Origin of the sequence: Massilia agrisoli, from assembly GCF_020831365.1 — a bacterium.
GTDB lineage: Bacteria > Pseudomonadota > Gammaproteobacteria > Burkholderiales > Burkholderiaceae_D > Telluria_A > Telluria_A agrisoli.
Map to the genome: position 1 here is coordinate 347,274 of NZ_JAJHPV010000020.1, position 19,664 is coordinate 366,937.

General features: G+C 66.1%; 18 protein-coding genes. 8 read left to right on the forward strand and 10 right to left on the reverse strand.

The window, feature by feature from the left end:
- Nucleotides 1–2: 2 nt before the first annotated feature.
- From LMJ30_RS18230 to LMJ30_RS18245, 4 genes are all read left to right on the forward strand, one after another.
- Nucleotides 3–3,638, forward strand: coding sequence for an EAL domain-containing protein (locus LMJ30_RS18230; RefSeq protein ID WP_229433841.1), 3,636 nt, complete (start codon nt 3–5; stop codon nt 3,636–3,638).
- A 73-nt stretch (nt 3,639–3,711) separates the two neighbouring features.
- A complete protein-coding gene (locus tag LMJ30_RS18235) occupies nt 3,712–5,820 on the forward strand; it encodes an NHL repeat-containing protein (protein WP_229433842.1) in 2,109 nt (702 codons plus the stop codon).
- A gap of 80 nt (nt 5,821–5,900) precedes the next feature.
- Entirely contained in the window at nt 5,901–6,566 is a 666-nt protein-coding gene (locus tag LMJ30_RS18240; RefSeq protein WP_229433843.1) for a TetR/AcrR family transcriptional regulator, read from the forward strand.
- A 13-nt stretch (nt 6,567–6,579) separates the two neighbouring features.
- Nucleotides 6,580–7,119 carry an LOG family protein gene (locus tag LMJ30_RS18245; protein WP_229433844.1) on the forward strand — a complete coding sequence of 180 codons (540 nt, stop codon included), beginning with the start codon at nt 6,580–6,582 and terminating at the stop codon, nt 7,117–7,119.
- A gap of 8 nt (nt 7,120–7,127) precedes the next feature.
- On the opposite strand, the gene LMJ30_RS18250 is transcribed toward LMJ30_RS18245, so the two are convergent.
- The 8 genes from LMJ30_RS18250 to LMJ30_RS18285 all read right to left on the reverse strand — a co-directional run bounded on the left by LMJ30_RS18250 (nt 7,128) and on the right by LMJ30_RS18285 (nt 15,150).
- Complete coding sequence (locus tag LMJ30_RS18250; RefSeq protein ID WP_229433845.1) at nt 7,128–8,231, reverse strand: diguanylate cyclase; 1,104 nt, start codon at nt 8,229–8,231, stop codon at nt 7,128–7,130.
- Nucleotides 8,231–10,942, reverse strand: coding sequence for a bifunctional diguanylate cyclase/phosphodiesterase (locus LMJ30_RS18255; protein ID WP_307729362.1), 2,712 nt, complete (start codon nt 10,940–10,942; stop codon nt 8,231–8,233). The genes LMJ30_RS18250 and LMJ30_RS18255 overlap by 1 nt, the downstream gene beginning before the upstream one ends.
- A 6-nt stretch (nt 10,943–10,948) precedes the next feature.
- On the reverse strand, nt 10,949–11,383 hold the full coding sequence (locus LMJ30_RS18260; RefSeq protein WP_229433846.1) for a phosphate ABC transporter substrate-binding protein: 435 nt from the start codon (nt 11,381–11,383) through the stop codon (nt 10,949–10,951).
- A gap of 10 nt (nt 11,384–11,393) precedes the next feature.
- Complete coding sequence (locus tag LMJ30_RS18265; RefSeq protein WP_229433847.1) at nt 11,394–12,659, reverse strand: porin; 1,266 nt, start codon at nt 12,657–12,659, stop codon at nt 11,394–11,396.
- A 272-nt stretch (nt 12,660–12,931) separates the two neighbouring features.
- On the reverse strand, nt 12,932–13,426 hold the full coding sequence (locus tag LMJ30_RS18270) for a YgjP-like metallopeptidase domain-containing protein (protein ID WP_229433848.1): 495 nt from the start codon (nt 13,424–13,426) through the stop codon (nt 12,932–12,934).
- 189 nt (nt 13,427–13,615) lie between these two features.
- On the reverse strand, nt 13,616–13,990 hold the full coding sequence (locus LMJ30_RS18275; RefSeq protein WP_229433849.1) for a KGG domain-containing protein: 375 nt from the start codon (nt 13,988–13,990) through the stop codon (nt 13,616–13,618).
- A 138-nt stretch (nt 13,991–14,128) separates the two neighbouring features.
- Nucleotides 14,129–14,680: a hemerythrin domain-containing protein gene (locus tag LMJ30_RS18280; protein ID WP_229433850.1), complete on the reverse strand. Its 552-nt coding sequence runs from the start codon at nt 14,678–14,680 to the stop codon at nt 14,129–14,131.
- A 35-nt stretch (nt 14,681–14,715) separates the two neighbouring features.
- Nucleotides 14,716–15,150, reverse strand: coding sequence for a phasin family protein (locus tag LMJ30_RS18285; RefSeq protein WP_229433851.1), 435 nt, complete (start codon nt 15,148–15,150; stop codon nt 14,716–14,718).
- Between the two features lie 204 nt (nt 15,151–15,354).
- On the opposite strand from LMJ30_RS18285, the gene purU reads away from it, so the two are divergent.
- The 3 genes from purU (at nt 15,355) to LMJ30_RS18300 (ending at nt 17,309) form a co-directional block, all read left to right on the forward strand.
- Nucleotides 15,355–16,218 carry a formyltetrahydrofolate deformylase gene (gene purU / locus LMJ30_RS18290; RefSeq protein WP_229434036.1) on the forward strand — a complete coding sequence of 288 codons (864 nt, stop codon included), beginning with the start codon at nt 15,355–15,357 and terminating at the stop codon, nt 16,216–16,218.
- Between the two features lie 22 nt (nt 16,219–16,240).
- The gene (locus LMJ30_RS18295) at nt 16,241–16,783 is read left to right on the forward strand and encodes a YaeQ family protein (RefSeq protein ID WP_229433852.1); all 543 of its coding nucleotides are present in this window, start codon (nt 16,241–16,243) and stop codon (nt 16,781–16,783) included.
- A 61-nt stretch (nt 16,784–16,844) separates the two neighbouring features.
- A complete protein-coding gene (locus LMJ30_RS18300) occupies nt 16,845–17,309 on the forward strand; it encodes a copper chaperone PCu(A)C (protein WP_229433853.1) in 465 nt (154 codons plus the stop codon).
- 9 nt (nt 17,310–17,318) lie between these two features.
- Here LMJ30_RS18300 and LMJ30_RS18305 read toward each other — a convergent pair whose 3' ends face one another.
- On the reverse strand, nt 17,319–18,098 hold the full coding sequence (locus LMJ30_RS18305) for a head GIN domain-containing protein (protein WP_229433854.1): 780 nt from the start codon (nt 18,096–18,098) through the stop codon (nt 17,319–17,321).
- 213 nt (nt 18,099–18,311) lie between these two features.
- Between LMJ30_RS18305 and LMJ30_RS18310 the strand changes: the two genes are divergently transcribed.
- The gene (locus tag LMJ30_RS18310) at nt 18,312–18,950 is read left to right on the forward strand and encodes a class I SAM-dependent rRNA methyltransferase (protein WP_229433855.1); all 639 of its coding nucleotides are present in this window, start codon (nt 18,312–18,314) and stop codon (nt 18,948–18,950) included.
- On the opposite strand, the gene LMJ30_RS18315 is transcribed toward LMJ30_RS18310, so the two are convergent.
- Nucleotides 18,947–19,639, reverse strand: a complete 693-nt coding sequence (locus LMJ30_RS18315; protein WP_229433856.1) for a hypothetical protein — start codon at nt 19,637–19,639, stop codon at nt 18,947–18,949. The genes LMJ30_RS18310 and LMJ30_RS18315 overlap by 4 nt on opposite strands.
- Nucleotides 19,640–19,664 lie beyond the last annotated feature (25 nt).

Sequence of the window (19,664 nt, forward strand, 5' to 3'; positions counted from 1 at the left end):
TAGTGCCAGCACGCATCCTCATTATCGAAGACAACCCCACCAACATGGAGTTGATGGTCTATCTGCTCAATGCATTTGGCTTTACTCCGTTAACGGCAAGCGACGGTATCGCCGGCATCGAGGCCGCGCGCGAGACCGATCCCGACCTCATCATTTGCGACGTGCACCTGCCCCGGCTCGACGGCTACGGCGTGGTGAAACAGCTCAAGCAAGACCCGAACCTGCGCCACATCCCCGTGCTCGCCGTCACCGCGCTGGCGATGGTCGGCGACCGCGAGCGCCTGCTCGAAGCAGGCTTCGACGGCTACATCGCCAAACCGATCGAACCGGACACCTTTGTCGTCCAGCTCGAAGAATTCCTCGACCCGCAGCGCGAACCGCCCGCCGCATCGGCCCCTGCCGGCCAGGCCACCATCCTGATCGTCGACGACCATGTGCTGAACCGCGAATTCCTGCGCACCTTGCTCGGCTATGGCGGCCACAAGCTGGTGGAGGCGGCCAGCGGTGCCGACGCGCTGAAAGTGGTCAGGGAGCAGCGCCCCGACCTGATCGTCTCGGATGTCCTGATGCCTGGCATGGATGGCTACGAGCTGGTCAGGCGGCTGCGCAGCGATCCGCAGACCGCAGGCCTGCCGGTGATCTTTTATACGGCGCTGTACCGCGAACGCGAGGCCGGCAAGCTTGCCGCCGAATGCGGCGTGCGCTGGGTGCTGCCAAAGCCATCGTCGCCGGATGTGATCCTGCGCACCGTGCATGAAGCGCTCGGCATGGGCTTACCGGCCAGCGTCGATGCCGAGGACGAGGAGATGGGCGCCGGCCGGCCCCAGTTCACGGTCGGCGACCAAGTCGCCGATTTCCTCGACGAAGTCGATGCCGGCCACGGCGTGCAGCACGCGCGCGCCGCCGACGCCGCAGCGCCTGACGCGGCGTCGGAGCGGCAGCAGATGACGCAGCGCCTGTCCACCTCCTTGTCCAGCCTGCAGGCGGTCAGCCTGCGCCTGACCGCACTGATCGAACTTGGCATCGAGCTTGGCGCCGAGCGCGACCCGGCTGCGCTGATCGAAAACGGCTGCCGCGTCGCGCACGGCATCTGCGCGTCGAAATATACCTGTATCGGCATGCTGGAAGAGGGCATGGGAACGCTCCAGTACTTTGCCTCCTGCGGCGACGGCGGCGGCGCCCAGGTTGTGCGAAGCGCGCCGCGGGCCGGGGTCCTCGGCAAACTGCTTGGACAGCACGCGCCAGTGCGCGTCAGCGGCATTGGCGGCGACCCCAGCGTGCTGGGGCTGCCGAACGGGCATCCCCCGGTCCATTCCTTCCTCGGCGTGCCGATCGCCTCGCGCGAGCGGGTGCATGGCTGGCTCTACCTGGTCGACAAGGCCGAAACGACCGAGTTTTCCGAGGTCGACGAGCGCGTTGCGGTGACAGTCAGCGCGCAGATCGCCGCGGCCTACGAAAACCTGGCGCTGTACGAGGAAATCAAGCGCCACCATGCCCAGCTGACTGCCGACATGGAAGTGCGCATCCGCCTCGATGAAGACCTGCGCCGCTTCCGTACCGCGATGGATGCAACCGGCGACGCGATTTTCCTGGTGGACCGCGCCGACACCCGGTTCGTCGACGTCAACGACACCGCCTGCCGCATGCTCGGCTACGAGCGCGAGGAATTCCTCGGCAAGGGCGAAGCCGGCGACCACGCCGGCCTGCGTGCGCGGCTCCACGACCTGCTGGTGCAGCTGCAGGGCAGCGGCCTGGCCGAGGCGATGGCGGAACTGCTGCTTGAACGCCGCGATGGCTCGACGGTCGCGGTCGAAGTGCAGCGCCGCACCTTGCGCTCGGGCGCCAGTTCGATCCTGGTGGCGGTCGCGCGCGACATCACCGAACGCAAGAACGCCCAGGAAAAGCTGTTGCACATGGCCCACTTCGACACGCTGACCGGCCTGCCGAACCGCAAAACCTTCTACGACAAGCTGGCCGGCGCGCTCCAGTACGCCGAAGAGCACCGCCTCGCCGTCGGCGTGCTGTTCCTCGATGTGGACCGCTTCAAGACCGTCAACGACACGCTGGGCCACCCGATCGGCGACGAGCTGCTGCGCCAGTTCTCCAACCGCCTGGTCAACAGCGTGCGTCCGCGCGACACGGTTGGCCGCTTCGGCGGTGACGAGTTTGCCGCCATCATCGCGCTTCCCGACGGCCCGCAGGCGGCCTTGCCGGTGATCGAGAAAATCCGCGAGGCGATGCGCAAGCCTTTCGACCTGCACGGCCACGAGGTGACCACCACGGCCAGCATTGGCATCACGATCTACCCCGACGATGGCGAGGACGCGCAAACCCTGATCAAGTACGCGGACACCGCGATGTACCGCGCCAAGGAGGCCGGGCGCGACGCTTTCCGCTTCTTTACCGCGGAGATGAACGCGCAGTCGCTGGCCCGCCTCGACCTCGAAAACGCGCTGCGCCGTGCGATCGACCATGATGAATTCGTGCTGTACTACCAGCCCAAGGTGCACATCGCATCGCGCCGCATCAGCGGCGCCGAAGCCCTGATCCGCTGGAACCGCCCCGGCCACGGCATGGTGTCGCCCGCGCTGTTCGTGCCGATCCTCGAAGAGACCGGCCTGATCGTGCGGGTCGGCACCTGGGTGCTGAACGAGGCCTGCCGCCAGATCAGCGAGTGGGGCAAGTCAAAGGTCGGGCCGGTGCGCCTGTCGGTCAACGTCTCGGGCATCCAGTTTTTTGCCGGCGGCCTTGAGGAGGACGTGCTCGACGCGATCCGCCGGCACGACATCTCGCCTGGCCTGCTGGAGCTGGAACTGACCGAAAGCTCGCTGATGTCGAACGCCGAGGACACCATCGCCGTGCTGCGCAACCTGAAGGCGCTCGGCATCGAGATTTCGATCGACGACTTCGGCACCGGCTATTCCAGCCTGGCCTACCTGAAGCGCTTCCCGATCGACAAACTGAAAATCGACATTGCGTTCGTGCGCGAGGTGACGTCCAACCCGGACGACGCGGCGATCGTCCTGGCGATCATCAATATGGCCCACAGCATGAAGCTCGACGTGGTGGCCGAGGGCGTCGAGACCGAGGCCCAGCTGTCCTACCTGCGCCGCCACGGCTGCGACGAAATGCAGGGCTACTACTTCAGCCGCCCGGTACCGGCCGCCGAATTCGAACGCATGATCGTCGAAGGGAAGGGCTTGAGCGCGCCGGTCGACGAACCGGATGAATTCCAGCAGACCCTCCTGATCGTCGACGACGACGCCTTCATGCTCGACGTGCTGTCGGACTTCCTGGCCCAGGATGGCTACCGCATCCTCACCGCGCAAAGCGCCGCCGAAGGCTTCGACATCCTGGCGCGCCATAACGTGCAGGTCATCCTGTGCGACCAGTGCATGCCGGTGATGAGCGGGACCGAGTTCATGGAGCGGGTCAAGCACCTGTGCCCGACCACCTTCCGCATCATGCTGTCGGCCTACGCCGACCTGACCCCGATCATGGAGGCGATCAACCACGGCGCCATCGACCGCTTCTACACCAAGCCATGGGAAGGCGCCGTCCTGCGCGATAACATCCGCGAGGGATTCCGTGCACAGGCGCTGCTGCATGGCGGGGCGCGCAAGGAGCAGGTCCACTGACGCCGGTTTGCCTGCGGCGGCCCGGTACGGTAGGCTATGCGTTTGCCGCTACTGGCCCGACCAAGGATTCCGTTTGACCCCCAAGCACCGCACCCGCATCATCCTCGCAGCGCTCGCCGCGGCCTTCGCCGCCGCCGCGCTTTTCTGGCCGCGAGGCCCCGGCTCGCATATCGGCGCAAAGATCGGCGCCATCGTCCAGGCCCGCACCGAACTTGGCTGGCCGGTTTATGTCACCACCATCGCGGGCGGGCCCGCGGCCGGTTTTGCCGACCCGTACGGCCTTGCCATCGACCGCGCGGGCAACCTGTTTGCCAGCGACGGCGGCGACAATAACCGCATCGTCAAGATTGCGCCCGATGGCGGCATCACCACCGTAGCGGGACAGCGCGAAGGCTTTGCCGACGGCGCCGGCACGGCGGCGGCCTTCCACACGCCTTCCGCGGTGGCCATCGACGCGTCGGGCAACCTGTATGTCGCCGATACCGGCAACCACGCCATCCGCAAGGTGACGCCTGGCGGGGCAGTGTCTACGCTGGCCGGCAACGGCCAGCCTGGCTACAGCGATGGCCAAGGCAGCGCGGCGCGCTTTAACGGCCCGGTCGGGGTGGCAGTGGACAAGGATGGCAATGTGTTTGTCGCCGATACCTACAACGACCGCATCCGGCGCATTACGCCTGGCGGCATTGTCACCACCGTCGCCGGCGACGGCGTGCCCGGCGACCAGGATGGACAGGCGCTGGCGGCGCGCTTCGACACCCCGGCCGCGCTGGTGGTGGATTCCACTGGCAGCATCCTGGTGGCGGACACCCACAACGGCGCCATCCGCAAGGTGTCGCGCGATGGCATGGTATCGACCCTGGCGCGCGTGCCGGCGGATGTGGAACAGCCGCTGATGCGGCGTCCGGCCAGCCTGGCGCTGACCCACGATGGCTTCCTGTACGTGGGCGACCTGGCGCGCGGCCGCATCCTGCAGGTGTCGCCCGAGGGCCAGCTGCGCGGCCTGACCGGCATCGGCATCGACTTCCATCCTGGCGACGAACGCTCGGCGCGCTTCGGGCGGCCGGCCGGCATCGCGCTCGGGCCGGACGGCTCGCTGTACGTGGCCGACGCGCTCAGGCGCGCGGTGCGCAAAGTGGCAAGGCGCGAGGGCGCGGCAGCCCCGCCGCTCGAGGACCATGCGCAAGCGGCCGCGGCGCCGCCCCAGGCGCCGTTCCCGTGGCCGGTGCGTCCGCAGCAAAACTGGCACGAGGTGGTCGGCGTGGTGGGCGAAGTGCGCGGCAGCTACGAGGGCGAAAGCCGCCACCACTTCCATAATGGCCTGGACATACAGGCGGCGATGGGCGAGCCGGTGCTGGCCGTCGCAAACGAAAAGGTCAGCAGCCCCCTGGCCAACTGGGGCCATGGCGGGGTGGGCGAGGGCATCGCGGTCGATAACTTCAGCTACATCCACATGCGGGTAGGGCGCGGCGCGCGCGACGAGCTGCTCGACCCGGACCGTTTTGCCGCGCTACGCGACGATGCCGGCAAGGTGCAGCGGGTGCGCGTGCGGCGCGGCGCCCGTTTCGCGGTCGGCGATGCGATCGGCAGCGTCAACCGCATGTACCACGTCCACCTGGTGCACCGGCCGCTGGGCGTCGAGCGCAATGCGCTGGCGCTGCCGTTCCCCGGCCTGTCGGACGGCGTGGCGCCGCGCATCAACAGCATTGCGCTGGTCGACCGCGACGGCAAACCGCTGGCGGCCAGGCGCGGCAAACGGCTGGCCGTGCCGGCCGCCGCGGGGCCGCTGGCGATCGTGGTCGACGCCTTCGACCAGGGCGACGGCAATGCCGCGCGCCGCAGGCTGGGGCTGTACAAGCTGGGCTACCAGCTGCTTGGCGCGGACGGCGTGCCGCTGCCCGGCTTTGAAGAGGCGCTGGTGAACATCGAGTTCAACCGCCTGCCACCGGATGAGGAAAGCGTGAAGGTGGCCTACGCCGACGGCAGCGGCATCACGGTCTATGGCAGCAAGGCCACGAGGTTCCTGTACCAGGTGACCAACACGGTGCGCGACGGCGTGGCGCGCCCGGGCAGCTGGAATCCAGCCGGCCTGGCGCCGGGCGACTACACCATCCGCATCCTGGCCGCCGACTATGCCGGCAATGTGGCGCTGGGGGGACGCGACCTGGCCATTACGGTGCAATGACAATAGCGGCGGGGCCCGGTATTAGGGCCGGGCCGCCATTCAGTGGTATCCTTGGAGCAGAAAAACACTGTCTCCCAGCCATGCTCCCGAAAGCTCCACGCCGTACCCGCGAACGCATCCTTGAATTGTCCCTGGGGCTGTTTAACGAGTTCGGTGAACCTAACATCACGACCACCGTGATCGCGGAGGAGATGAACATCTCGCCGGGGAACCTGTACTACCATTTCCGCAACAAGGACGACATCGTCAATTCGATCTTCGTGCAGTTCGAAGCCGAAATTGAACGCATCCTGACCGTACCTGACGGGCGCCGCTCGAACATCGACGACGTCTGGCTGTACCTGCACCTGATGTTCGAGCTGATCTGGCGCTACCGCTTCTTCTACCGCGACCTGAACGACCTGTTGTCGCGCAACCGCAAGCTGGAGCTGCACTTCAAGCTGATCCTCGCCCACAAGATCAAGGTCGCCACCCAGCTGTGCGAAGACCTGCGCAGCGAGCAGTCGCTGGAAGCGTCCGACGCCGAGATCAATGCGATGGCCACCAACATGGTGGTCGTGGCGACCTACTGGCTGTCGTACGAATATGTGCGCAACCCGCGCAAATACACCGAACAGCAGGCCATGGCGGACGCGCTGGCGCGCGGCTGCTACCAGGTGCTGTCGCAGCTCGCGCCGTACCTGCGCGGCGAGACCCGCGTCCTGTTCAACAAGCTGTCCGAAGACTATCTCAAGAAACTCAAGTAAGAGCAGGTAAACAATGAAGTCGATTGCCGTCTACTGCGGCGCCTTGCACGGCGCTTCCCCTGTGTTTGACGAGGCCGCGCGCGCCATGGCGCGTGCGCTGGTCGAACACAACATCGCCCTGGTCTACGGCGGCGGCAACGTCGGCCTGATGGGGGTGATCGCCGACGAGGTGCTGCGCCTCGGTGGCGAAGTGTCGGGCGTGATCCCGCGCCAGCTGGTCGAGCGCGAACTGGCGCACGCCGGGCTGACCCGCCTGTTCGTGGTCAAGGACATGCACGAGCGTAAAGCGATGATGTCGGAGCTGTCGGACGGCTTCATCGCGCTGCCGGGCGGGATGGGAACGTTGGAAGAATTATTCGAAATGCTGACCTGGTCGCAGCTCGGCATCCATGCCAAGCCGGTCGGCGCGCTGAACGTGAACGGGTTTTACGACGGCCTGGTGAACTTTATCGCGCACCAGCACGAACAGGGCTTCGTACGCCCGCAGCACGCCGGCCTGCTGCTGGTCGAACAACAACCCGACGCCCTGATCGCACGCCTGCGCGGCGCCTGACGCGGGGATCAGCCGAGGCTGATCCGGTTGCGGCCTGTGGACTTGGCGTTGTACAGCGCCTTGTCGGCGCGGTTGATGGTATCGGCGAATGGTTCGCGGTCGTGGCGCTGCGCCAGCCCGGCAGAGAAGGTAATGCGCATGCCGCCGCTGATTTCCGCGACCGGCGCCGCGGCCACCCGTTCGGCCATGCGCTCCACCACCAGGATCGCCTGTGTCATCGTGGTTGCCGGTAGCAGCAGCAGGAATTCCTCGCCGCCCCAGCGCGCCAGCACATCCTGCGCGCGCAGTTCGGAGCGCGCCGCAGCCGAAAACGCGCGCAGCACGGCGTCGCCGGCGGCATGGCCGTAGCGGTCATTGACGCTCTTGAAGAAATCGAGGTCGATTAGCGCGAGGCAGGTCGGCTGCCCGGCGGGGTCGATGCGCCTCTCCTGCGCCACCAGCACTTCGTTCATGTGGCGCCGGTTGGCCAGCGAGGTCAGTTCGTCGACCGTGGCCAGCTTGCGGATGGTGGCCATCGCCGCCAGCAGGTCTTCCTTCTGCTGCTTCAGGCGCAGCCGCAGCTTGCTCATCTCGCCGGTAAGGAGCGTCACCGAGATCAGCGCGCAGGCAGCGGAGGCGAAGTGCACGCCTTCGACGTAGGCGGGGTAGGTCGCCGGGTAGGTGGCGACCAGCCACACCATGGTCGCCCCGAGTATTCCCAGCGTGTACGCACACAGCAGCATCGTATGCCGTGGCCGCAGCGAGAAGGTGCAGAACACCAGCACGACCAGCAAGAATATCAGGTACACGCCACGCAGCGGACCGGTGACCACGTAGGCCCCAATGTTGCAGGCGATCGCAAACAGGGCCTGCCAGGCTGCCAGTGTCGACGGCGCGATGCCCATCACGATGCTGGCGCGTACCAGCACCGCAAACACCGCCACGCCGGTCGCCCCAATGCCGATCAGCAGCACGGCGCTGTCGTGGTCCGCGGCGCCGGCGCGCACCTGGAGTATCAGAAGGGCTGCGCCGATAAAATAAAGCAGGCAGGTCGCGGCCCAGTAGCCAAGCATGCGCGCGAGGCGCGGGTCGGACCCGAGCAGCAGGCGGCGCAGGCGGTTCGGCAGCGCCATCAGCAAGCCCCTGCCAGTGCTTCGGCCGCCTGGCGGCGCAGCAGCGCTTCCACCTCGGCGGGCGGCAGCGGACGGCTGAACAGGTAGCCCTGCATCTCGTCGCAATCGTTATCGAGCAGGAAGCGGCGCTGCTGCTCGGTCTCGACGCCTTCGGCCAGCACCCGCAGGTTGAGGCGGTGGCCCAGCGAGATGACGGCCAGCGCGATGGCCTGGTCGCCGGCGTTGTCGGCCAGGTCGCTGACGAAGGACTTGTCGATCTTCAGGGTACTGATCGGGAATGACTTGAGCGCCGACAGGCTGGAGTAGCCGGTGCCGAAGTCGTCGATCGACAGGTTGACGCCCATCGCCTTCAGCTCGCCCATCTTGCCGACCGACTGCGCCAGGTCGCGCATGATCAGGCCTTCGGTCACTTCGATCTCCAGCGCGCGGGCGGGCAGGCCGCTGTCGTGCAGCGCATGGGCGATCCGTTCGACCAGGCGCTTTTCCTCGAACTGGCGCGGCGACACGTTGACCGACATGGTCACGCGCGGCAGGCCGGCGTCGCACCAGGCCCTGGCCTGGCGGCACGCGGTCTGCAGCACCCAGTCGCCGATCGGGATGATCAGTCCGCTTTCCTCTGCCAGCGCGATGAAGCGCGCGGGCGACACCATGCCGTGCTCCGGATGCTGCCAGCGGATCAGCGCCTCGACGCCGAAAATGCGGCCGCTGCGCAGGTCGACCTTGGGCTGGTACAACAGGCTGAACTGGCGGCATTCGAGCGCGTTGCGCAGCCCTTCGAGCAACACCAGCTTTTCCTCGACGCTGGCGTTCATCTCGCGCGCATAGAACTGGAAGGCGTTCTTGCCCAGCTCCTTGGCGCGGTACATCGCGGCGTCGGCGTTCATCATCAGCGTGTTCGGGTCGTCGCCGTCGCGCGGGTACATCACCACGCCCATGCTGCAGCCGACCTGGACTTCCTGGCTGTCGAGGAGAATCGGCTCGTTGACCGCCTGGCGGATCTTTTCAAGTACCGGGGCGACCGCCATCGGGTCGTCCGGCTGGTCGGCCAGGATGATCACGAATTCATCGCCGCCGAAGCGGCCCAGCATGTCGTCGCGCCGCATGCAGCCGGCCATGCGCGCGCCGACCACCTTCAGCAGCTCGTCGCCCGCGTTGTGGCCAAGGCCATCGTTAACCAGTTTAAAGCCATCGAGGTCGATGAAGGCGACCGCGACGCAGCGGCCGTTGCGGCGCGCATGGCGGATGGCCTGGTCGAGGCGGTCCCGGATCAGGCTGCGGTTGGGCAGGCCGGTCAGCTCGTCGTGATGGGCCATGTGGCGGATGCGTTCTTCGGCCAGCTTGCGCTCGGTGATGTCGCGTACGATCGCCACCACGCCACCTTCGACCGGGACCACCTGGCGATGCAGCCAGCGCTGGTCGATTGCCGGGTGGTTGCTCTGCCACTCGGCCTCGTGCACGCCGCCCAGGATCGCGACCTTGACCAGGTCGTCGAAAATTCCATTGTCCCGGTAGGAAGGCATCACCACGCACAGCTGCTGGCCGTGCAGCTCCTGCTTGCTCATGCCGCTCATTTTTTCGGCGCGCGTATTGGTCGCTTCGATGACGAAGTCGACAATCGTACCCTTGTCGTCGCAGATGCTGCGCATGACAAAAAAGGCATCGACGCTGGCCTCGGAGGCGGCCGCGTAGGTTTCCTGGAAGCGCCGGATGCGGCGCCGCGTCCTGGTCATCTGCCACGACAGCACGCATACCAGCGCCACCACCAGCACCAGGGCGGCGCTGCCGCTGCCGGCCAGCCACAGGTAGTTGCGGCGCTGCTGTTCGAACGCCGCCATCTGCTCCGACTCGGCCAGGCCGACGATTGCCGTCAGCGAGAAGCCGTGCAGGCGGCGCACGCTGGTATAGCGGCGCCTGCCATCCCATTTGCTTAGCACCAGGGCGCCGGAATCGTCGCTCGCGGCCGGCGCGCCGCCGCCCCATGCGACATTGTCGCCGACGCGCAGCGCGCGGAATACCCCGTCGCTGCCGAACAGGCCGAGCGCGCCATGCTCGCCCATGCGCGAGCGCTCGTAGCCGCTGGTGAAGTAGGCCGGGTCGACTGCGACCACCACCGCGCCGGCAAAGCCGCCGGCGGCGTCGTTGAGGCGCCGCGAAAAGTGGATGTGCCAGTCGGGGTTGGCCTCGTCGGTGGTGGTCTGGCTGACGTAAGGGGTGTCGGCGCGGCTGTGTTGGTGGAAGCGGAAGAAGGGCTGGCTGGCCACGCTGGCGCCGCCCAGTGGCGGGTTGCTGGCGACAATGCGGCCGTCGCGGTCGACGACCGTCACCATGAACACCAGGCCGGAGGGCAGCAGCCCTTGCCGGTTCAGTGCCGGCAGCGCACCGGCGGCGCCGTTGAGCTCCACCGAGTACTTCAGCACCTTGAGGGTCTGGTCGATGCTGCCCAGGTTGCGCGCGACCTGGGCTTCGTAAGTGTCGATCATTTCCTGGCTTGAAGCGCGTGCCGCCAGGTGCGCCGCTTCGCGGTCGTTGGCGACCGTGCGCAGGGTCACTACCCAGATCACGACCAGCAGGATGGCGGCAAAGACCGGCAGCGAGATATGGGTTTCCAGGCCGAGGCCGAGCCAGCGGCGCAGGCCCGCTTTGTCTGCGGACGCGGACGCCATCGCGCCCATGTCGGCAAGCGTCTTGAGTCGCTCGGCCTGGCTCTGCATGCTGCGCTACCTGACCACCAGCACCGGGCGCACCGACGGGTCGAGCGCGACCCGGTCGATGTAGCCGATCAGTGCAGGGTTGTCGGCCACCTGCTTGCGCACGGCGGCGCTGGTGGCCGCTTCGCGCGGCGGCTTGCCGCGGCCGGTGAAAATCATCTTGGTCCAGTAAGCCTTCAGCAGCGCCGGCGACTTGGACGCGACCTTGGCATAGAACTCGTCGCGCAGCGGCGAGCCGATGCCCAGGTCGAGCGCGACGGCCTCGCCGCCGTCCGGGAACTTGCCGGACTGGCCGAGGAAGATATCGGCCACCTGGTCCGGGCGCAGCGACGCTACCGGGCTCCTGGCCGATACGATCACGACCATGTCGGACGCCGTCGCCGCCTGGGCGGGAAGCGCCAGCAGCGCTGCGGCGAGGAGGGTGCGCAATGTCGGGTTAAGCATCGTTCCCCCCTCAGAAGACGAAGTCGAGGACCGCGCTGGCCACGTGCACCGTCTGGTCCGACGCGTAGTCGTCCCTGACATTGACCAGCGATCCGCGCGAGCCGGCCTGCGGACGCACGCGGTCGTACTGGACCTTCAGCGCAAGGTTCGGCTGGAGGTCCCAGCGCGCGCCGGCGGTGAACGTGGACTGCACGGCGATCGTCGACAGCAGGCGGTTCAGGTAGCCGTTCAGGACGGTCGCAATGTAGGCTTGCTGTGGCGGCATGCCGCGCGGCGAGAGCCCCGGGTCGCTGGTGACGCTGTCCGGATCGACCATTGCGTACGACAGGTATGGCGTGAGGTCACCAAAGCGGTACCCGGCGCTTGCATAGGCCGTATAGGTGTCGCCAAGGTAGGACCATGACTTGATGCGGCCAAGTTCGCCGGTGACGAACCAGTTTCCCGGGTCGTAGTTCATGCCCGCGCTCATGGCATACACGCGCTGGTGGTCGATATCGAAGCGTTCGGCCAGCGCAATGCCTGGCGCGCCGAACTGGCGGTAGCCGTCGAACAGCTCGCGCGCCAGGTCGATGCTGAGGTCCGCCTTCAGCAGGCTGGCGCGCATGCTCAGGTTGCGGTAGCTGGTGGTGTGCGACAGGCCGGCTATGCCGTGCGCCGCGAGCGAGGCGTTATCCCACAGCGGTTTGCGGGTGCTGCCGAAGAAACCCTGGGTGACATTCTTGAGCGCCCCGACGTTCCAGCGGTAGCTGGCGTCGATGCCGTCGCTGTTCGACAGCGGGATCGCGTTGTACATCTCGACCGGAGGGCGCACCCAGGGATAGGCGTAGCCGATCTTGCGGTAGTCGGCGGCCAGGAAGACAGGCAGGGCGATGCGCCCGAAGCGCAGCGACAGGTCGGGCGTCACCTGGTACTTGATGTTGGCCCATTCGATGACCGGCTTGTACGCGCCATCGCTGCGCTGCTCGCTGACCGCCTGCAGCACCGCCGACCATTGCTTGTCGATGGCCAGGTCCAGCTGCAGGCCGAGGCGGCTGTCCACATGGGGGCTCCAGCGCTTGCTGCGGCCGGCGCCGGAATACTTCATGATGCTCGACGTGAAATCGGCGCTCCTGATGCTGGCGTGGGCCACGCCGAGGCTGCCAAAACCGCTGAAGCTCAGTTCCGGGCCGCTGGCACTGGCGCCTTCCGACGCAGCGGCGCCGCAGGCGAACGCCGCAAGCACGGCGGCGCAGGACAGGCGGGGGAAACGGGCGGGCGAATGGATGGGCTGCTGCATTGCTGGTGTTCTCAGTTATTGCCGCAACAATGGCGCGGCGAACGTCGCATGTCGAATCGGGTCGTTTTGGGATAGTGCCGCTGGGGCAGGGCGGGCTGGCCGCACGCGAATGCGTGGACAGCCATGACTCTATAGTGACACACGGCAATTGTCGAGCTATTCGATTTGAGTAATAACTAACTGTTAATGAAGTGTGTGAGAATGCAACATTTGGTTGGTGCTGGGGAAACACCAAGCGTGGAGCGGGAGGATTGATGCGGGCGCGACTGCTGTTACCAGAGCCGCTTGCCCGACAGTTCCAGTTCCGTCAGGTACAGGCGCAGGTCGAATTCGTACTGGTGATAGTTCGGTTCCATGTAGGTGCACAGCTTGTAGAAGGCCTTGTCGTGCTGTTTTTCCTTCACGTGCGCGAGTTCGTGCACCGCGATCATGCGCAGGAACTCCAGCGGCACATCCTTGAACATGCTCGCCACCCGGATTTCGTGCTTGGCCTTGAGCTTGCTGCCCTGCACACGCGAAATCGCGGTGTGCAGCCCCAGCGCATGCTGGATCACGTGGATCTTGCTGTCGAACGCGACCTTGTTGATCGGCTCGGCGTTGCGCAAAAACTCCGTCTTCAGGTCCTGGATGTAGTCGTACAGCGCGCGGTCCGTGCGGATGTCGTGGGCGGCCGGGTAGCGCTTGCGAAGGACGTCGGCGAGTTTGTTCTGTCTGACCTGGGCGCGCGTCTGGTCGGAGTACGCGCTGAGATATTTCAGGGCTTGCATGCGCGCAATGTATCACATTGGCGCGCAAGCGGCTGGGATGGGGGCGCCGTCGGGCGTCGTGCGGCTGAAAACGGGGTTTGCCAGCAACGCCAGGGCAAAAAAACCGGGCGGGGAGTGCGTCCGCCCGGTGGAACACAAGAGCGTTATTATCGATTCGATGGCGCCAAGCGAGGCGCGGTTGCAGGAAGCTTATTCTTTCTCCTTGCCTCCTTGCCGGTTGCCTTTGTGCTCAGCGGTGCCGCGCTCTGCCGCGCCGCGTTCCGCCTGCGCTGCGCGGCTCGCCGACTGCCGGCTTTCTCCGCCTTTGCGGCCGATGTCGGCCATGTGTTCACGGTTGCGGCTGACCACCTCTCCGCCTTTTTGTCCCGCACGGCGTGCCTCTTCCGAATCGAATTCGTGCGCCGTTCCTTTTTGGTGAGCAGCCTGGCCGCCTTTGCTGGCGATTTCGCGCTGCTGGTTTTCATCCATTGCGGCGAAGCCGCGCTTGGCCGGACCCTGGCCGCTGCCGCTGCCGCTCTTTTGCTGCGAGCCGGCGCTCTTGCCGCCTTCCTTAGTTGTCGCCATGTCGATCTCCTTGTGGTGCATCGTCAGTTGCTGGAACTGGATGCGGCGGGAACGCCTGCCAGCCGCTATCCGAGCATCGAACGCCGTAATTGCTGCGCTCGTGGGGTTAGAGGGAAGGCCCTCTCTTTAGTTCCAGCCTCAGTTCGGTGGCCGTGGCGGACGGCGCGCGCTGTCGCGCGGTTCGATCGCGTCGAGCGAGGTGGCCGGCGAAGACAGGTCCTCGTCCAGTTCTTCCTTGCGCGCCGCCAGCTGCTCGCCCAGCTCGTCGAGGTCGAGCCCGGCGCGGCGGGCGGCGTCGAACATATCGTTTTCCTCCTTGTCGATGTGGTGGGCGATTTCTTCGCCCAGCACGGTGACGGTGGCGTCATAGTGGTCGTCGCCCGGGTACATCACCTCGAGCTGGCTGATCAGTTCGCGCGCGCCGGCATGTTCGACATCGGCCTCGTCCATCATGTCGTCGTCGTCGATCACCGAGCGCAGCACCGGATAGAAGATCTCGTCCTCGATCATCGTGTGCACCGTCAGCTCGTAGCAGATTTCGTCGACCAGTTCACCCTTGCGCTCGTCCTCGTCGTCGCTGCCGCGCAGGTCTTCGAACTCGCGGAACAGGCTCTTGACCTTGTCGTGGTCGGCCTTGAGCAGGTCAAGCGCATCCGGCGCCGCCGCCGGTTTCTTGTGTGATTTGTCCATGTTGCACTCCGTATCGATAGTAAGAAGGCCGGGGCTTAATGCGGGGTGCCTGACGGGCGCTGCACGCTGGCGAAGGCGGAGGCGCCGGCCTCCAGCGAGCGGCGCGCCATGTCGTCGGCAATGGCGGCGGCGCTGCGCCCGGCTTCGGGGATGTGGGTTTCGGCCGCCTGGGTCAGGCCCGCCTGGGCGCCGGCCACCAGCGACATCAGCTGCTGCTGGTAGGCGCGCAGGTGGCGCGCCACCGGCTCGATCCGCCTGAGCGCCAGCGTGCCGGCCTGGTACGGGTCCGCGCACGACAGCATCTGGCGGGAGGTCGTGAGCGACTCTTCCATCAGCTGCTGGCCCAGCCGGAGATTGAGCTCGCTCAGCTGGCGGGCGGAATCGAGGCCGCGGTGCGCCAGTTCGGTGAAAAAGTTGACCTGGGTGTCGACATGGGATCGCAAAGCGGGGTTGTTTGCAAGTGCTTGCATAGGATTACCTCGGCATAGGACGATGAAGGATGCCGCTGTGGCAGCGGCGAGCGTGCTCGGGCGAGCATCCGGATAGACGCTGGTTGATCGCTCAAGTTCCGCCGGATGGTGCAGTGCACGTATTCCATCAAGCCGCGTGCACGGGAGCAACGCCCCGTGCGACAATAGGTGGTTCTCGAGCTCATCTTTGACACCATGGCCCCCATGCAACCGGAATACATCCTGACCCTGTCCTGCCTCGACCAGCGCGGCATCGTGCACCGTGTCTCGGGCTTTTTGGCCGAACACGGCTGCAACATCATCGATTCGGCCCAGTTCGGCGACCCCGAATCGCGCCTGTTCTTCATGCGCGTGCACTTCGCGCTGGAAGACGCGGGCATCAGCGACAGCGCCCTGCGCGCCGGTTTTGCCGCCTTGTGCGATGCAATGCAGATGACCGGCCAGCTGCACGACGCCCGGGTCAAGCCGCGCGTGATGCTGATGGTGTCGAAGATCGGCCACTGCCTGAACGACCTGCTGTTCCGCTACAAGAGCGGGCTGCTGCCGGTCGAGATTCCGGCGATCGTGTCGAACCACATGGATTTCTACCAGCTGGCGGCCAGCTACAATATCCCGTTCCACCACCTGCCGCTGGCCGCCGGCGCCAGCGAGGAGGCCAAGCTGGCGCAGGAAGCGCGCATCCTCGACCTGATCGGCACCCACCAGGTCGACCTGGTGGTGCTGGCGCGCTACATGCAGATCCTGTCGCCAGGCCTGTGCGCCGCGCTCAAGGGCAGGGCGATCAATATCCACCACTCGTTCCTGCCGAGTTTCAAGGGCGCGCGCCCGTACGCCCAGGCGCACCTGCGCGGCGTGAAGCTGATCGGCGCGACCGCCCACTTCGTCACCGGCGACCTGGACGAAGGCCCGATCATCGAACAGGATGTGGAGCGGGTCGACCACGCAATGAGCGCCGAGACCCTGGCGGCGATCGGGCGCGACGTCGAATGCGTGGTGCTGGCGCGGGCCGTCAAATGGTTCGTCGAGCACCGCGTCCTGCAAAACGGCGACAAGACTGTCGTCTTCTAACAACTTAGGCAAGCAAGCATCAATGGCACTCAAAGCGACAATCTACAAGGCGGACGTCCAGATCGCGGACATGGACCGGCACTATTACCAGGACCATGGCCTGACCCTGGCACGGCATCCGTCCGAGACCGACGAGCGGATGATGATCCGGCTGCTGGCGTTTGCCATCCACGCCGGCGAAGCGCTGAGCTTCACCAAGGGATTGTTCGATACCGATGAACCGGACCTGTGGCAGAAAGACCTGACCGGCGCGATCCAGCTGTGGATCGAAGTCGGCCAGCCGGACGAGAAACGCATCATGAAAGCGTGCGGACGCTCCGAGCAGGTGATCGTGTACAGCTACAGCGCCACCAGCCATATCTGGTACAAGCAGATCGCCAACAAGCTGGAACGGGCGCGCAACCTCACCATCATCAACATCCCGGCCGAAGCCAGCGCCCAGCTGGAAAAGCTCGCCAACCGCAACATGCAGCTGCAGTGCACGATCCAGGACAGCCAGATCTACCTGACCGATGGCAGCAACACCGTGCTGGTCGAGCGCGAAACCTTCCGCGGCGGCCGCTGAGCGCTGGCGCCCGCGTTGCGGCTATAATCTGGCCCACGCCCGCTTTATGACGAGATTCGCCATGAAAAAACACCTGATCGCGCTTACCGCCATCCTTGCCCTGTCGGCCCAGGCCCTGGCCCAGGTCAGCGTCACCGCGCCCTGGATCCGCGCCACCGTGCCGCAGCAGGAGAGCACCGGGGTGTTCATGCACCTGGAGTCGGCCAGCGATGCGCGCCTGGTCGGCGTCAGCACGCCGGCGGCGACCAGGTCGGAGTTCCACCAGATGGATATGCGCGGCCAGACGATGAAAATGGCGCAGGTCGACAGCATTGAACTGGCGGCCGGCAAGGGCGTCAACCTGGCGTCGGGCGGCTATCACATCATGCTGATTGGCCTGAAACGCCAGCTCAAGGCGGGCGAGGTGGTACCGCTGACCATCGTCGTCGAAGGCAAGGACAAGAAGCGCGAGCGCGTGACGCTCAAGGTGCCGGTCAAGCCGCTGACCTTCGCGGGCCCCGGCGCGGGCCCGTCGCGCCACCACTAGACTGCGGGCTCAGCGCGCCGCAACGCGCGTCACGTCCCCTGAGCCAACCACCGAGCGGCTGATCTTCGGGTCGCCATGGTAATGGACGTCGCCGGAGCCGGCGATGGTGGCGCTGAGCGTGTCGCGCGCCCACACCACTGCGGTGCCGGAACCGGCCACGCTGACACTGGCTTCGGATGCAGGCATCTTGCCCAGGTCGACGTCGCCGGAGCCGCCGATCGACACCGAGACGGTTTTCGCGCTGCCGCCGCCGGTCTTGAAGTTGCCGCTGCCACCCACCGTGACCGCCACGGCGTCGCCATCGATGCTCTTGACGTCGATCGAGCCGGAACCGCCCAGGTCGAACTGCATGCGCCCGCCGCGCAGCGCGTCCGAGCGGATCGCCCCGGATCCGCCCAGCGCTATGCGGTCCACTTCGCGGGCGTGGACGATGATTTTCATCGTGCTCGCCTGCAGGTGCATGTTTTTCTTCACCGGCCGGATCTTCAGGGTGCCGTCGTCGATCGTGGTGTCGATCAGCGGCAGCAGGTTGTCGTCGGTTTCGATGGTGATGCCTTCGCTGCTGCCGATGCGCAGTTCAAGCTGGGCCGGGACACTGAGCGACAGGCCGGTAAAGTGGGCGATGGCGCGCGACTGCTTCTTGACGGCGCCGCTGCCGCGTACTTTTTCGCCGCCGATCCAGTCCAGCGGGGAGGCCGACACCATCGCCACCGGGGCGGCCAGCGCGAAGGCGGCAATCGCCAATACAAGGTTTCGCAGGCCAAGTGTTGTTTTGGACGTATTTTTCATGTTGTCTCCTCGGTCGTAAGTGTAAGAATAGGTAGTTTCAAGCATGGTATGGCAGCGCCGGGACGGCGGCCATGCGTTTGCGACAGGCTGCAGCCAGCGGCTGCCAGGATGCATGGCGGCGCGATATTCCGCCTGCCGGCGGCCCGGCGCGGTATCATGCCGACCCCCGCCCCGGGCGCGGCGCGGCAACCCTTCATCTTTTCTGGACTTAACATGCTGATCATTACTATCAAACAGGGCAAGGAAAAAAGCATCCTTGCCGGTGAACCCTGGATCTACGCCTCCGCGATCGAGCGGGTCGAGGGACGCAACAGCGAAAAGATGAAGCCGGGCGCCACCGCCATCGTGCAGTCTTCCGCGCGCACCTTCCTGGCGCGCGCGGCCTACAACTCGCGCTCGCAGATCCGCGCGCGCGTCTGGACCCTCGACGAAGCCCAGCCGATCGACCACGCGCTGATCAAGCGCCGGGTCAAGCTGGCGCTGGAAAAGAGCGCCCCGGCGGCGGCCAGGGCCAAGCCGGGCCAGGTGGTGCGGCGCGTGAATGCCGAAGCGGACGGGCTGCCAGGCCTGCTGGTCGATGGCTACGGCGGCAAGGACGGCTACCTGATCTGCGAATTCCAGGCCGGCGGCGTGGACGCCTGGAAGGTGCCCATCGTGCAGGCCCTGATGCTTGAAACCGGCTGCGGCAATGTGTGGGAGCGCGCCGACGACCTGGTGCGCAAGGGCGAGGGGCTGCCGGTCACCAGTGGCGCGCTGGCCGGCGACGCGCCGCCCGACGAAGTCATCATCAACGAGGGCGGGGTGCAGTTTTCGCTGGACCTGAAGACCGGCCACAAGAGCCGGTTCCGCTAATAGCGCCCGGTCAGGTTGCTGGCCAGCTCGCCCTGGCAGGCACCGTACAGTCGGAACGTTTCTTCCGGCGTATCCAGCGCCGCCTGCGCCACTTCGAGCCCCGCGATCTGCTTCCTGATGAAGGGACGCAGCCACTGGTCGACTTCCGCCTGCAGCGCGGCGCGGCCGGCGCCGTGCGTCGCGTACAGCGGGCGGTCGCCAAAACGCGCGGCCAGGCCGGCGCGCACGCGTGCCTCGACTTGCGGGAACTGCTCGCGGTACAGGTGCACGTGGCGCATTTCGTGTTCGAGGATCGCCCGGTAGCTGCACGACGTGGGCGCGAACTCGCGCGCCACATACACCGACATCCGCGGCACCAGCAGTTCGACCGAGATGCGCGGCGACACACATTCGCGGCCGGTCGCCTTGTCCGCGAGCGTCGGTCCGTCGAACAGCACGCTGGTGTGGGTTTCCAGCGCCGTCATCCCGATCATGAAATCACCGGCGGAGTTATGGACGCTTTTGTTGTTCAGTACCCGGCTTGACACCGTATTGTCGACCTGGTGACCCGCTTCGCTCAGGCTGACGTCGAAGCGCGGCTTCATCTCGCGCTCACAGCGTTGCTCGAACGCCGGCTCCGAGGCGGTGGTCGCAATTGCCATGCCCGGCAACGCGGCCAGGGCCAGTGTGATGAGCGAGCGCATTTTCACGATGTCGTCCTCCTTCGTGTACTTA